The following is a 14495-nucleotide window of genomic DNA, read 5'->3' as shown; positions in this document are numbered from 1 at the left end:
ATAAAGCCTTTAAATTGGCTTTATTCTATTTATTTAAATTCTTAAATCCTATGAAAGATATTCTCGGATAATTAGTTCCAAAAGTTGTATCTAATTTAAAGTTATTTAAATCTTGACTATTATTAGAAATAAATTTATATCTTATAAAATCATTTTCTATACTTTGATCATCTATATCAGGTTCACTCCATGTTTTCCCATAATCAAATGAGTAACAATTGTATAATTTATTCATTTGAGTCCAAATACACCATAAAGCTTTACCAGTTTTTATAAGTGTAGGAAAAGAACAATTAGATTGTTCTGATAATGATTTTACATTACACTCATTTATAAAACCTTCTTTTAAATATCCATTTGTATATTTAACAACCAAATTACCATTAACAAATTCAGACCATGTAATATGACATATATTCATCTTGTCTTGTAAAGTATTTAAATATATCTTTTTGTTATTTGTATTAGTTAATTGTAATGGTTTAGTCCATGATTTAGCTGAATAATTAAATCTACTTGTAAATATCTCTTCCACTCCATTTACTATATTAAAATAACAAATATTTAAAGTCCCTTCACTATCACTTACGATAAAAGGATTTATTACTGGATAAGATACTACAAAATCCACATTACCTTCAATCCAATTCTCTCCATCAAAATAATGGCTAAACATAGCCCATATCTTTCTATCACTAATATCTTGAAGATAATATATTATGTGCAAGTTTTGATCTAACTTTTTTATGTTAGGGTATCTTAATATATATTTTTTTGAATCATATTCAAACAACTTTTTATATTCGATATTATCATCTTCATTTGTATAGAAATATAATACTTCCCCATTTTTTCTACTAACAATTCCATACATGTTATCTTCTTTATCAATTTGTATATTAAATTGATTATCACATATATCATTTATTATTTCCTTTGGTTCATTCCAACCACTTTTATATTCACACTCTATTAGATATAAATTATTGTCTTTTTGATAAAAAGTCATTATATTTCCATTAGATTTTCTTGCAACCGTATTTATACAATTAATAAATCCCATATCTACCCCACCTTATATATAATTTGTATATTAAAAATATATGAGTTTTAAGCTGTATATAATACAATGAGTAACAATTATTATTTAAGGTTCATATAGTATATAAGAGAAATATAAAGCATTGTACTTAACTATAACTTTTATAAAATCTAAAGTAGTTTATCAAGTTAAAAACATATTTTTATATTTAATTTGAAGGAGGTAATAAATATGTTATGCCCAAGTTGTTCAAATACAAAAGTTTACACTAAAAGAACTCGTGATCATCACGAAGGAAATTGCTGTGATTATAATAGTGTAGGATGTGAAATCCCTCAAACATACGATACTAACCTAATAAAAGGTGAATGTATCTTTGTAGAAAAAGTGTACGATGCAATAGTTTTTAGAAAAGAAGCAGAATACACTCCAGATCCTAGTAGTGAAGAAAAAATAACATTTACAACTACACTTGATCCATCTACAGATAAAGTAGTAGAATTTCAAGATATAACTGTATCATGCTCATCTACAAATCTATTTGTCGAGCCCGAAATACTATCTATAAACGGAAGACCATACGGTGATCTTACTACTAATATCCCTGGACCCGCAGGAGATAAAATTGATTTATCTTTTATAAATACATCAGAATGTGACGCTAAAGGAAAGAATACTCAAATAACTGTATCTCAATATCTAAATGTTTATGGATCTGTTGATCTAGAAATGTCAGGAACAGCTCTAATGGCAGATGGATCAACTAAAGCTTTCACAGGTACAGAAACAGTTACTCTTCCTGAAACTATAAAAATTCATACATCAGCAGTAATGTGCATACCTTCAACTGCTACTGCTATGAAACCTGCATTAACAGAGTTTTGTGCAGTAATAAGTAACTTTGATGCAATAGGTGGCTTAGCAGCTTTTGAACAAGATAATACTAACTATAACTTAATAAATGCAACTGCAAGCATTGTATTTTGTATTTCTTGCGAAAAGAAAATTATAGCACCTGTACAACTTTGCGTTCTATCTACTGGATTCTGTAAAGCAGCAGAATATCCATCTGGATTCTGTGAAGAGTATCCACCATTATTCCCTGGTGATGTTCCATATGATCCTGATAAATAAAAATATAAAACCAAAAGAGGGCAAATTTGCCTTCTTTTGGTTTTATATTTTTAAATAATTCTTTATTTTTGTAAAAAGCTTTTTTTCTTGTTTATATTCTAGGTTATTTTTATTCCCTCTATAATAATTACTTTCATCTATTAGTAATTCTGATTTTCTATTATTACAGCTATAATCTAATTTATTATTGTTTTCCTCTACTATATTATCCTTATCTACGTTATTTTTATTGATTTCTAATTCTTCTAACTCTATATGACTTTCATTAGTTTTTAATTCATCTACACCTGCTAAATAAACATTATTATCTTTTATAGTCCCAAAAGTGTTAATATATTTTGTAATATTTTTATGTTTATATATATTTCCTTTATAATAAATATTATAGTTATCTTGTATATTAACTATTCTATCATTTTCCCAATCTTTATTATACACATCATATAATTTATAATGTATGTAATCATTTACCTTCCATATTAAGCATAATTTTGATTCTATTTCAAAAATTTTATACTCAATGCATTCTTCACTCTTAGCTATTTCGTTTTTTTCCCATTTATTCTTTTTTGATAAACTGCCACTTTTAGATAGATCCTCACTATTTTTTATAGCATGAAATAAATACTCAGTATTGTCTTCACAATTGTAAATTATATTTATATTATTCTTAGAATCTATAAAAAAGTTTTTAATCTCTATATTCTCTTTATCTAAATCAATTTTAATTGGTATTTTCCATTTTTTTAGATTATTACAATAAATGTTTATATAAAACTCATATTTTCTATTCTTAATTATATTATATATCAAAAATATATCTCCATTTATACTATAATCAATTAAGTATGGAACTTTATTTTTCATGGATGAAACTGATTGCGAATAAGACTGCCTCCATGTATTACCATTATTATATAAATGGACTATCTTTACTAATTTATTATTCAGTGTGTTTTTCAATGAATACAATATATGAACAATTGTATTAATTATAATTATATTGATACAATCGATACTATTCTGCTTACTTGTTATATTTTTTATAATATTTTTTCTCCATTCATTGTTTAAATAAGTAAAATAACATATTTCTTCTTTATTTGTAATACATGTTAAGTGAATATTGTCTTCTGAATCTAAACTAACATCGTAGTCTTTTATTTTATCAATAAGCTTTATTTCTTGTTCTAATAAATTATTATAATTTTCTTTATAGTAAATAGACTTATCTTTAATATAAAAACACCATATTTCACCAGAAGCCTTTTTTATTAAAAACTTATTTTTTTTCTCTAAGTTCATACTCGCATCCCCTTTTTAAAGAAATATTAATACTAATATATATGCTTATAATCTATCTAAAAGAATAATAAGTAATAAATCAGTAACCATATTGTATCTTTATGAATAAACATAGTATTAAATATATCTTATAAGGAGAGATTTTAATGCCTAAAGTAAGTGTAATTATCCCTACATATAATTATGGAAAATTCATATCTGATGCAATAGATAGTATTTTAGTACAAACATTTAAAGACTATGAAATTATCGTAGTAGATGATGGGTCTACAGATAACACAAAAGATATAATAAAAAAATATAATGATAAAATATCATACTATTATAAAACTAATAACGGTCCCTCTAGTGCAAGAAATTTAGGAATAAATAATGCAAATGGAGATTATGTATGCTTTTTAGATGCAGACGATATTTTTGACCCAAGTAAACTAGCTCATCAAGTAAAATTACTAGATGAGCATAAAAACAAAAATGTATCTTTAATATATTCAGATTATTATATTATGGATAATAATTTAAACTCCATTATTAAATACGGAAAATCCCCAAAATTTTCCTCACATTACCATGCACTTAAATATTTATTTCAACGTAACTATATTAATACCTCAACGGCAATGATAGTAAAAGATTGTTTATTTGAAGTTGGATTATTTAACGAAGACTATAAATACTTAGAAGATTACGATTTATGGGTAAGATTAGGTCTAAAACATGAATTTATATATATAAATAAACCTCTAACCAAATCACGAGCTCATATTACAAGTTATAGTAAATCAGTAAATTTTCCTGAAAAAATAAGATGCTCAAATGAAATAAAAAAAATGATTGCAACTTATTATACTAAGCAAGTAGACCAATCAAAAAAGACTAGTCGCTAACTAGTCTTTTTTGATTTTTAATATATTTTTTAAATATTCCATCTCTCTTTTCAAAAAACCTTTTTGTTCTACTTCTTCCTTTTTATTTATTTGTTCCTTCTGTTCTACTGATCCCTTTTGCCCTACTTCATTTTTAAGATTTTCATATTTTATTGAAAGTTGCTTAAAATTTTCAATTAAGTTCAAATAATTATTTTTCATTTCTAATAAAGAAGTTATTAAATTTTCTTCTTTGGATTTCAGATATATTATCTCATTATCTAACATTTTTATTTTACTATTAATATTTTCTTTTAACTCTTTTTTAGGTAATAAATCTAAAGCTATATCGCTTTTTTCAAAATTATGTTTTATCTGATTAATATATTCTAGTAAACTATATTTTATATTAACATTCTGTTCTAACTCAATTATATCTTCTAGAGTAACTGCCACACCTGAATTTTTTAGATTTTTATCAAATAATACTTTTGAAGAATAACTATTTTTAATTATTTTATCTATTCCAATTAAAATAATATAATCTGAGGGATATCTATATATATAAGGAATTTTAACATTTTTTAAATTTTTATAGCTACCCCCTATATATACACTTCTAATTAAATCATAATCGATTTTTATATCAATACTTTTAATATCACTTAATTCACCTTTTCCTATTTTAGTATACGTAAAATAAAATTTATTATTTTGTTTCCACAATAACTTAATCTGTTTATCTATTTGTATTAACGTAGAATTATTGTAATTTCCTATTATATTTTGAAAACTTTTAGCTTTTTTCCAATTTGAATTAATATTTGCTTCAATCTTTTTATATAAATAATTAATTTTTATACCGTTGTTTTTTTTAGTAAAAAATATAATATTAATAATGTCATAAGTATCACATAAAATAAATACATTTTCTATATTTTCTTTTTTATAAGTTAATCTTTCTGGCAAACTCCAATGATTAGATTCTAAATTAAACTTTCTATAAAAAAGATTATATTTATTGTCTGTAGTCTTATAAATTAAATGAATATTTCCGATTCTGTCAATATCAGTTTTATAAGATTTAAAACAACTATCATTTAATACATTTATTAATTTGTAACATTTTATATTATCTTTATACAGAATATAATGCATTAATTTATATTCTGTATTTTCAAATTTATTACGTACTAATGATAGTATATTTACTTTATCTTTATACACATATAATTTTAATTTTTTAAATTCATATGTTTTTGTATCAAAATCTTTAACTACATTTTCTTTCCATATATTATCCTCATATCTCATATGAACTAAATTTCCTAAAAAATTAATGATTATTATGTGAATTATACCTAAGTTATCCATATAAGCAGAGAAATCTCTTACATCTTTAGCTATTTCATTTATTTCCATTTCTTTTTCTTCTTTATTTTTTTTAAAATATAATATGTTGTTCTCCAAATAAAAAAAATATAAGGTTTCTTGAAAAGATAGTATATATTCATCTTTTTTATCAAAAGGCATTTCATAACCCCCCAAAGTTTTTATGTTTAATATATATATATTCAAAAAGATATACATATACTAATATTTTTATTTTAAAAAACAAAAATAGGCTTGAAAAAATTATCAACCCTACTTTCTTTTCTTAGATTTATATTTATTATATACATTCTATCTTCTATATTTATGTCGGCTCCATTTTATATTCCATTTTTTTTCAAATATCTTCTTGTTTTCATTAAAAAGTTCTATAAATTTTTGTCTTCCTAGTTTTTTAAAAGAAGCACTACCATAATGATGAATAAAAATATCTTTTACATAGGCTATCTTATATCCTGCGTTTTTTACTCTATAGGAAAAATCATCGTCTTCAAACATTCCTATCCTAAAATGTTCATCTAAATAACCGACTTCATTGATCAATTCTTTTTTCATAGCTACACAAAACATAATTAACATATTGATATCATTATATAGTTTATTAAAGTTAGCTAATGTATATCTTTGAGCAAATCTATCCATCTCTTTCATATTCCTATACGAAACATTAATCATAGCCTCATTTCCTGCATAATTTGTAACAGGTCCTACTAATCCTAACTTATCATCTTTTTCCAAATGTTTAATAAAAGCAGTAATCCACCCTCTAGTAACTACAGTATCATTATTGAGTAAAATAATATAATCACCTTTAGCTTTTTTAATTCCTACATTATTTCCTTTTGCAAACCCATAATTCTGTTCATTCAAAACGATAGTTATATTAGAATGCTGTTTTTCTAATTCTTTTAAATAAATTGGAGTATTATCTTGAGAATTGTTATCTATAATAATTATTTCGTAATTTGGATATGCTGTTTTTTCAAAAATGCTTTGTATACATTCTCTTGTGTAATTTAAATTATTAAATGTAACAATAACTACACTTACCAAACCATGAATATCTTTTATATTATTTTCGATTTTTTCATATACTTCTTCAAAATCTTCAGATTCTACTGAAATAATACTTTCATCTTTTTCTTTTTCATAATTAAAAATAATTTTAAAGTTATACTTTTCTTTTAAAGATTTTGCCAAACAAATCCACATTGGATCTTCTACAAATAAAACACAATCTTTTATATAATTATTTTGTATAATATTTTCTAATTGACTTCGTAATTCTTCTAATTTATCATTGAAATCAATATTATATATACTCTTCCCAAATTTATTAGATAATGTTAAAACATTTAATTTTTCGTTTATTTTATCAATATTTAAATGTTTACTTAAAAAGTTTGGATTGAAATAAAAAATTCTATGTCCTTTGTCAGTCATATAAGATGCTAAATTCTGATATATTTGACACCTAGAATTCCAATCTATTCTAGAAAAAAACAAAACATCATACTTTTGATATTTGTCCATATTATTAATCTTATATCCCTCCCTCTTTTCTCTCTATTACATGATATTTATATTTTTTAACACATGTTACTTTATCTGCTAATTAATACACAAATATATTTTCAGAATCATATTATATAGTGAAATTACAAGTATTATAGTTTCCTATAGATAAAAAAAAAGAAGGTGATCTTCTATGAAGGGTATAGTATTAGCAGGAGGAGCTGGTACAAGACTTCATCCTTTAACAAAATCAATATCAAAACAATTGTTACCAATATATGATAAACCTATGATATATTATCCAATATCTGTTTTAATGCTTGCAGGAATAAAAGAAATATTAATAATTTCAACTCCTAGAGACTTGCCTATGTATACAGAGCTTTTGGGAGATGGATCCGATTTAGGCATATCATTTGAATATAAAGTTCAAAAAGAACCTAAAGGATTAGCAGAAGCTTTTATACTAGGAGAAGACTTTATCAGTAATGAGAATGTTGCTTTAATTCTAGGCGATAATATTTTCTATGGACAAAATTTTAGTAAAATACTTAAAAGAGCATCTTTATTAAAAGAAGGAGCTCTTATATTTGGATATTATGTAAAAGATCCAAAAGAATTTGGGGTAGTCGAATTTGATAAAAACAAAAATGTACTTTCTATTCAAGAAAAGCCAGAACATCCTAGATCTAACTATGCAGTTCCCGGCCTTTATTTTTATGATAATAATGTAGTTGAAATAGCTAAAAATGTTAAACCATCGCTAAGAGGAGAACTTGAGATAACAAGTGTAAATAATGAATATTTAAAAAAAGAAAAACTCAAGGTAGAATTATTCGGTAGAGGAATGGCTTGGTTTGATACAGGGACTCATAGTGGACTTTTAGAGGCAAGTAATTTTATAAGCGCTATTCAAAAAGGGCAAGGCCTTTATATTTCTTGTTTAGAAGAAATAGCATATAGACTTGGTTATATAGATAAAGAAGCATTATTAAAATTAGCACAACCACTTTTAAAAACAGACTATGGAAAGTATTTAGAATATATAGCAAAAGGAATAGTTGAGGTGAAATAATGAGTAAATTTGAATTTATAAAAACAGATATAGACGGTTTATATATAATAGAACCTACTGTTTTTGGAGATGATAGAGGTTTTTTTATGGAAACATACAATTATAAAGAATTTAAAGAAAATAGACTTGATATGACATTTGTTCAAGATAATCATTCTAAATCTAAAAAAGGAGTACTTAGAGGGATTCATTTTCAAAATAAATACCCTCAAGGAAAGTTAGTAAGAGTTATAAAAGGAACAGTGTTTGATGTTGCAGTTGATCTTAGAAAAAACTCTAAAACATATGGATATTGGTTGGGGATTATATTATCAGAAGAAAATAAAAGACAGTTTTATATCCCTGAAGGATTTGGCCATGGCTTCTTAGTTTTATCTAATGAAGCTGAATTTGTATATAAATGTACAGATTATTATTATCCTGATGACGAAGGAGGAATAATATGGAATGATCCTGACATAAATATAGATTGGCCTACAGATTGTGTAGACAAAGTAATACTCTCTGATAAAGATAAAAACTGGTCTATTTTAAAAGAAACAAATATTAATTTTTAATAATACAGTTGGAGGCTTATAATGAAAAAAATATTAGTTACTGGTGGAGCTGGATTTATAGGAAGCAATTTTATAAGATATATGCTCAATAAATATGACAATTATAAAATAGTAAATTTAGATTCATTAACATATGCAGGAAATCTAGAAAATTTAAAAGATATTGAAGATAATCCCAACTATGAATTTGTAAAAGGAGATATAACAGATATAGAATTAGTTGATAACATAGTATCTAATAATATATACTATATTATTAATTTTGCAGCAGAATCTCATGTAGATAGAAGTATAGAAAATCCTAGTATATTTATAAAAACAAATATAATGGGAACACAAATACTTTTAGATGCATCTAAAAAATATAATATAGAAAAATATATTCAAATATCTACTGATGAAGTATATGGTTCTCTTGGCGAAAATGGATATTTTACTGAAGAAACTAAACTAGCTCCAAATAGTCCATATTCAGCTAGTAAAGCAGGTTCAGATTTATTAGTAAGGTCTTACCATGAAACATTTAATCTACCAGTTAATATTACGAGATGTTCAAATAATTATGGCCCTTATCAGTTTCCAGAAAAATTAATACCTTTAATCATAGCTAATGCTTATGAAAACAAAGAACTTCCTGTATATGGAGATGGGCTTAATATAAGAGATTGGCTTCATGTAGAAGACCACTGCAGTGCTATAGATTTGGTTCTTCACAAAGGAAAAGTAGGAGAAATATATAACATAGGTGGAAATAACGAAAAAAGAAATATAGAAATAATTAAGTTAATACTTAAAAATCTAGATAAGCCTGAATCTTTAATTAAATATGTAAAAGATAGACCTGGTCATGATAAAAGATATGCAATAGATTCAAACAGAATACAAAATGAACTTGGATGGAAGGCTAAATATACATTTGAAGCTGGAATAGAAAAAACTATTCAGTGGTATTTAGATAATAAAGATTGGTGGAAAAATATTAGAAATAAAGAATATATTAAGTACTATGAGAAAATTTATTCTAATAGATAGAGGTGTAATTATGAAAAAAATTCTAGTTACAGGTTCAAAAGGACAATTAGGAATTGATTTAGTGAATATACTATCTGACGAATATTATGTAATAGGTTTAGATAAAGAAAAGTTAGATATAACAAATTTAGATGATGTTGTAAATACAGTAAAAACTATAAAACCCGATATAATAATAAATTCAGCAGCATATACAAATGTAGATGGGTGTGAAGAAAATATAGATTTATCTTATAAAATAAATGCATTAGGAGCCAGAAATTTAGCAATAGCATCTTTAGAAACCAACTCTAGATTAGTTCACATATCTACCGATTTTGTATTTGATGGAGAAAAAAACAATCCCTATATAGAATTTGACAAACCTAACCCATTAAGTATTTATGGTAAATCAAAACTATCAGGAGAAGAGTTTATAAAAGAAATAAACCCTAAGCATTATATACTAAGAACTTCTTGGTTGTATGGAAAAAATGGAAATAACTTTGTAAAAACAATGTTGAGACTAAGTAAAGAAAATAAAATCTTAAAAGTAGTGAATGATCAAAGAGGAACTCCAACCCATACAAAAGATTTAGTGGATGTTATAAATATGATTATAAAAACAGATGCTTATGGAACTTATCATGCTTCAAATGAAGGGGACTGTACTTGGTTTGAATTCACTAAAAAAATATTTAAACTAGCAAATATAACAGATATTGAAGTTCTACCAATAACTACAGAAGAATTAAATAGACCTGCAAAAAGACCTAAATATTCTGTTATGAACAATTACATGTTAGAATTGAATTTTAATTATAAATTAAAACATTGGGATGAATCTTTAAAGCAGTATTTTAATTAGAATAGAAAATAATTTTTCGGATATAGAATTTAAAGTGTGTAAAATTCCAATAAATAGTGATAATTAAGGATATAGAATTATTACTTGAAAGGAAGGTGCACACTTTTTATGTTGTGTAAAAGTGAAATATAAAAAATTATTACAATAATATGATGTTAAAAATGCTAGAAGTTGAGGTTGATGATCATTTAGGATATTCAAGATACGATAAAACTAAAAACAGGAAAAATAGATTTAAATATACCAAAAGATAGAAATGGTAACTATAAACCAAAGGTAATCAAAAACAATAAAAATGATATATATAAGATTGAAGATCAAGTACTAGGAATGTATTCAAAGGGGATGTCTACGAAAGATATAACAGCACATAAAAAAAATATATATGGTATAGATATGTCTCCTACTCTTATTTCAAAAATAACAGATAAGATATTACCTCTGGCAAAAGAATAGCAAAATGGACCCTTAGATCAAATTTATTCAATAATATTTTTGATATATATTAAATTTCCAAAAATCTCTTGAGTTAATGTTAAGTAATATTTTTATTGATTTTGTTATTTATTAAAAATCTCTTTTTTCTTCATAATCCTAACATCCTTATTTATTTGTTCTCTTATTATCTTATTACTATGATCTGTAGTTACTCCACCTTCTCTATACTTTATTAATTTTCTATTTATAAATCCGATACTACAACCTCTTCTTGTTATATTTAAATATCTCGGCCAATCTTCTAATAATCTATAATCTTCATCAAATAAACCGTACTTTTCTATAAATTCTCTCGTATATGGAGTACATGCTCCTGCTATAAAATTACCACTACACAACCTTTTATATAGCTCTTGAGGTGTTTTGTATAAATATTCAATATCTTCTTTTTTCGGATATATAAATTTCATAATTTCTAAGTTTTTATCAAAATAAGCTCCATATCCTGTAGCTATAATTTGTCCATGAATATCAAAGTATTTTACTATGTCTCTAACAACGTCTTTATCATAAAATTCATCATCGCAACATAAAGGTATTAGGTAATTTCCTGATGACAAAAGTATTACTTTATTGTAATTCTTTATTACACCTATATTCGTTTCATTTTTTTCAATTATATAGTTTACCAAATTATCTTTTTTATTTTCTTTTATATATTTTTTTATATTTTCTATAAATATTTCATCAAAATCATCTGATCCATCATCACTTATTATTAATTCTATTTGTTCATAATTTTGATTTAATACAGAAGCTATCGCCCCTTTCATATATTCTATATTATTATAAGATAACATCATTACTGTAGCTAATTTATTCATTTTTACCTCCTTGTTTATATTTGCCAGTATAATTAAATAAAAGTGATTAATCACTTTTATTTAATTATACGGAAAAATTTCCTTCTTATTCAAAGTAATATGATCATTATAAAATTGTTCTTTTATTATATTTTTAGTATTATTTGTACTTACTCCTCCATATCTATACTTTACTAACTTTCTATTTATAAATCCAATACTACAACCTCTTCTTGTTATATTTAAATATTTAGGAAAATCTTCTAACAATCTATAATCTTCATCAAATAAACCGTACTTTTCTATAAATGCTCTTGTATATGGAGTACTTGATCCCGATATAAAATTCCCACTACATAACCTTTTATATAGTTCTTGAGGTGTTCTATATAAATATTCAATATCTTTTTGTTTAGGATATATATCGTTCACAATCTCTAAGTTTTCATCAAAATAAACTCTGTATCCTGTAGCTATAATTTGTTCATGAGTATCAAAGTATTCTACTATGTCTCTAACAACATCTTTATCATAAAATTCATCATCACAAGATAGAGGTATTAGATAATTGCCTGATGATAAAAGTATTATTTTGTTAATATTTTTTACTGTCCCTATATTAATTTCATTTTTTCTAATTATATAATTTACCAAATTATCTTTTTTGTTTGATTCTATATATTCTCTTATACTTTCTATAAATATTTCATCAAAGTCATTAGATCCATCATCACTTATTATTAGCTCTATTTGCTCATAACTTTGATTTAGTAATGAATCTATTGCACCTTTCATATATTGTATATTATTATAAGACAACATCATTACTGTAGCTAATTTATTCATTTTTAACCTCCAATTAGCTATTAACCTACATATATATTTCATATGAAAATTAATACTCTCTAAATCTATTTATAGTATCTACCACATATTTAACTTCTTTTTCACTTATACCATACCATAGTGGTAAAGTTAGTATAGTATTTGACAATTCTTTAGCTATTGGATAATCATTTTCTTGATAACCTAAGTCTTTGTAAGCATGTTGGATATGAATTGGAATAGGATAATGTATAATAGTTTCTATATTATTATCAGATAAATATCTCTGTAGGTTGTCTCTTTGATATGATCTTATAACAAATAAGTGCCATACGGAATCTTTTACATCCTCAACTTTTGGAAGCATTATTTTTTCATTTTTTATATTATCGAGATAATATTTAGCGATTTTCTGTCTTTCTAAATTGTATTTATCAAGGTATTTCAATTTAACGCTTAAAAAACCTGCTTGGAGCTCATCAAGCCTTGAGTTAACTCCTTTATAATCATGATGGTATTTTTTTAAAGATCCATAGTTTCTTATAGCTTTTATCTTGATTGCCAAAATTTTATCATTAGTTACAACAGCACCACCATCACCTAATGCTCCTAAATTTTTTCCTGGATAAAAGCTAAATCCAGCTGCATCTCCTATACTACCTGATATTTTGTTTTTATATATACATCCATGCGCTTGAGCTGAATCTTCTATTAATTTCAATTTATATTTATCACTTATATATTTTAGTTCTTCCATATCTGCTACTTTTCCATATAAATGAACTGCTATTATAGCTTTTGTTTTGTTCGTTATGGATTTTTCTATTTTAGATATATCAATATTATATGTGTTAATATCTGGTTCTACTAATACAACTTTTGCTCCTGTATAAGATACAGCTAGTGCCGTTGCAATAAATGTATTAGATGGTATTATTACTTCATCACCTTCTCCTATATCATACCCTCTAAGTATTAAATATAAGGCGTCTAATCCATTTCCACAACCTATTGCGTACTTAGCTCCACAATAATTTGCAAATTCTTGTTCAAATTTTTCCACATTTTCTCCAAGTATAAACCAATTATTATTGTAAACTGAGTTGAAAATTTTACTCATCTCTTCCTTTATTTCATTATGCATAGGTCTAAAGTCAACAAATGGTATTTTCAAATATCTAAACCTCCTAAAATCTTTTTTTAGCTTCTTCCATATAAAAATCTATATTTCTTATATAATCACTTTCATCATAGTGTTCCGATGCTAGTACTAAAAGTACCGCATCTTCACTAAAATCAAACATTTCCCTCCATATATATGGACCTATATATAGGCCAACAGAACTATTATCTAATGTGTATATTTTTTCTTCTTTAGTATTTGCCATTTTTATCTTTACAGAACCTTTCACACATACTAATACTTGATGAAGCTTTCTATGTGCATGATACCCTCTTGTAGTATCTTTTTCTACTTTTGTTATATAATAAACACGCTTTATATCAAAGGGGATATCTATTTTTCCTTCTATAGGTGTAAGATGTCCATATTTATCTGTTATGTCTATAAATTTAAATAACCCACAATTATACAATTTAAATTC

The 14495-nt window shown here is 24.9% G+C and carries 14 protein-coding genes and 1 pseudogene; 7 read left to right on the top strand and 8 right to left on the bottom strand.

What is annotated here, in order from left to right; translation table 11 throughout:
- Positions 1 to 25: 25 nt before the first annotated feature.
- Positions 26 to 1063, bottom strand: a complete 1038-nt coding sequence (locus P4S50_RS04800; RefSeq protein ID WP_277733439.1) for a hypothetical protein — start codon at positions 1061 to 1063, stop codon at positions 26 to 28.
- A gap of 210 nt (positions 1064 to 1273) precedes the next feature.
- Between P4S50_RS04800 and P4S50_RS04795 the strand changes: the two genes are divergently transcribed.
- Positions 1274 to 2176, top strand: a complete 903-nt coding sequence (locus P4S50_RS04795; RefSeq protein ID WP_277733438.1) for a hypothetical protein — start codon at positions 1274 to 1276, stop codon at positions 2174 to 2176.
- Positions 2177 to 2218: 42 nt separating this feature from the next.
- Here P4S50_RS04795 and P4S50_RS04790 read toward each other — a convergent pair whose 3' ends face one another.
- Positions 2219 to 3481, bottom strand: coding sequence for a hypothetical protein (locus tag P4S50_RS04790; protein WP_277733436.1), 1263 nt, complete (start codon positions 3479 to 3481; stop codon positions 2219 to 2221).
- 146 nt (positions 3482 to 3627) lie between these two features.
- On the opposite strand from P4S50_RS04790, the gene P4S50_RS04785 reads away from it, so the two are divergent.
- A complete protein-coding gene (locus P4S50_RS04785; protein WP_277733434.1) occupies positions 3628 to 4368 on the top strand; it encodes a glycosyltransferase in 741 nt (246 codons plus the stop codon).
- On the opposite strand, the gene P4S50_RS04780 is transcribed toward P4S50_RS04785, so the two are convergent.
- Both P4S50_RS04780 and P4S50_RS04775 read right to left on the bottom strand, forming a co-directional pair.
- Positions 4369 to 5880, bottom strand: coding sequence for a hypothetical protein (locus P4S50_RS04780; RefSeq protein WP_277733432.1), 1512 nt, complete (start codon positions 5878 to 5880; stop codon positions 4369 to 4371).
- A gap of 150 nt (positions 5881 to 6030) precedes the next feature.
- On the bottom strand, positions 6031 to 7272 hold the full coding sequence (locus tag P4S50_RS04775; RefSeq protein WP_277733431.1) for a glycosyltransferase: 1242 nt from the start codon (positions 7270 to 7272) through the stop codon (positions 6031 to 6033).
- Between the two features lie 175 nt (positions 7273 to 7447).
- On the opposite strand from P4S50_RS04775, the gene rfbA reads away from it, so the two are divergent.
- From rfbA to P4S50_RS04750, 5 genes and pseudogenes are all read left to right on the top strand, one after another.
- On the top strand, positions 7448 to 8329 hold the full coding sequence (gene rfbA, locus P4S50_RS04770) for a glucose-1-phosphate thymidylyltransferase RfbA (protein WP_277733430.1): 882 nt from the start codon (positions 7448 to 7450) through the stop codon (positions 8327 to 8329).
- A complete protein-coding gene (gene rfbC / locus P4S50_RS04765) occupies positions 8329 to 8886 on the top strand; it encodes a dTDP-4-dehydrorhamnose 3,5-epimerase (RefSeq protein WP_277733429.1) in 558 nt (185 codons plus the stop codon). The genes rfbA and rfbC overlap by 1 nt, the downstream gene beginning before the upstream one ends.
- 21 nt (positions 8887 to 8907) lie before the next feature.
- Entirely contained in the window at positions 8908 to 9918 is a 1011-nt protein-coding gene (rfbB, locus tag P4S50_RS04760) for a dTDP-glucose 4,6-dehydratase (RefSeq protein WP_277733428.1), read from the top strand.
- Between the two features lie 10 nt (positions 9919 to 9928).
- Entirely contained in the window at positions 9929 to 10765 is an 837-nt protein-coding gene (gene rfbD, locus P4S50_RS04755; RefSeq protein WP_277733427.1) for a dTDP-4-dehydrorhamnose reductase, read from the top strand.
- A gap of 158 nt (positions 10766 to 10923) precedes the next feature.
- A pseudogene (locus P4S50_RS04750) lies at positions 10924 to 11218 on the top strand (transposase); the annotation flags it as partial.
- A 107-nt stretch (positions 11219 to 11325) separates the two neighbouring features.
- On the opposite strand, the gene P4S50_RS04745 reads toward P4S50_RS04750, so the two are convergent.
- From P4S50_RS04745 to P4S50_RS04730, 4 genes are read right to left on the bottom strand one after another with little or no spacing between them, the layout of a single operon-like run.
- Positions 11326 to 12087, bottom strand: a complete 762-nt coding sequence (locus P4S50_RS04745) for a glycosyltransferase (protein ID WP_277733426.1) — start codon at positions 12085 to 12087, stop codon at positions 11326 to 11328.
- Between the two features lie 60 nt (positions 12088 to 12147).
- On the bottom strand, positions 12148 to 12912 hold the full coding sequence (locus P4S50_RS04740; protein WP_277733425.1) for a glycosyltransferase: 765 nt from the start codon (positions 12910 to 12912) through the stop codon (positions 12148 to 12150).
- A 49-nt stretch (positions 12913 to 12961) separates the two neighbouring features.
- Complete coding sequence (locus P4S50_RS04735; RefSeq protein ID WP_277733424.1) at positions 12962 to 14065, bottom strand: DegT/DnrJ/EryC1/StrS family aminotransferase; 1104 nt, start codon at positions 14063 to 14065, stop codon at positions 12962 to 12964.
- A 13-nt stretch (positions 14066 to 14078) separates the two neighbouring features.
- Complete coding sequence (locus P4S50_RS04730) at positions 14079 to 14486, bottom strand: sugar 3,4-ketoisomerase (RefSeq protein ID WP_277733423.1); 408 nt, start codon at positions 14484 to 14486, stop codon at positions 14079 to 14081.
- Positions 14487 to 14495: the final 9 nt, after the last annotated feature.

This window comes from Tepidibacter hydrothermalis, assembly GCF_029542625.1.
In the GTDB taxonomy this organism is placed as follows: Bacteria; Bacillota; Clostridia; order Peptostreptococcales; family Peptostreptococcaceae; genus Tepidibacter_A; species Tepidibacter_A hydrothermalis.
This window is presented reverse-complemented; position numbering and strand designations above follow the sequence as displayed.

Bases quoted from the DNA above. Each gene is read 5' to 3' on its own strand.
- P4S50_RS04775 (WP_277733431.1), bottom strand. From the start codon at position 7,272: ATGGACAAATATCAAAAGTATGATGTTTTGTTTTTTTCTAGAATAGAT.
- rfbA (WP_277733430.1), top strand. From the start codon at position 7,448: ATGAAGGGTATAGTATTAGCAGGAGGAGCTGGTACAAGACTTCATCCT.
- P4S50_RS04785 (WP_277733434.1), top strand. From the start codon at position 3,628: ATGCCTAAAGTAAGTGTAATTATCCCTACATATAATTATGGAAAATTC.
- P4S50_RS04800 (WP_277733439.1), bottom strand. From the start codon at position 1,063: ATGGGATTTATTAATTGTATAAATACGGTTGCAAGAAAATCTAATGGA.
- rfbB (WP_277733428.1), top strand. From the start codon at position 8,908: ATGAAAAAAATATTAGTTACTGGTGGAGCTGGATTTATAGGAAGCAAT.
- P4S50_RS04740 (WP_277733425.1), bottom strand. From the start codon at position 12,912: ATGAATAAATTAGCTACAGTAATGATGTTGTCTTATAATAATATACAA.
- P4S50_RS04780 (WP_277733432.1), bottom strand. From the start codon at position 5,880: ATGCCTTTTGATAAAAAAGATGAATATATACTATCTTTTCAAGAAACC.
- P4S50_RS04795 (WP_277733438.1), top strand. From the start codon at position 1,274: ATGTTATGCCCAAGTTGTTCAAATACAAAAGTTTACACTAAAAGAACT.
- P4S50_RS04745 (WP_277733426.1), bottom strand. From the start codon at position 12,087: ATGAATAAATTAGCTACAGTAATGATGTTATCTTATAATAATATAGAA.
- rfbC (WP_277733429.1), top strand. From the start codon at position 8,329: ATGAGTAAATTTGAATTTATAAAAACAGATATAGACGGTTTATATATA.
- rfbD (WP_277733427.1), top strand. From the start codon at position 9,929: ATGAAAAAAATTCTAGTTACAGGTTCAAAAGGACAATTAGGAATTGAT.
- P4S50_RS04790 (WP_277733436.1), bottom strand. From the start codon at position 3,481: ATGAACTTAGAGAAAAAAAATAAGTTTTTAATAAAAAAGGCTTCTGGT.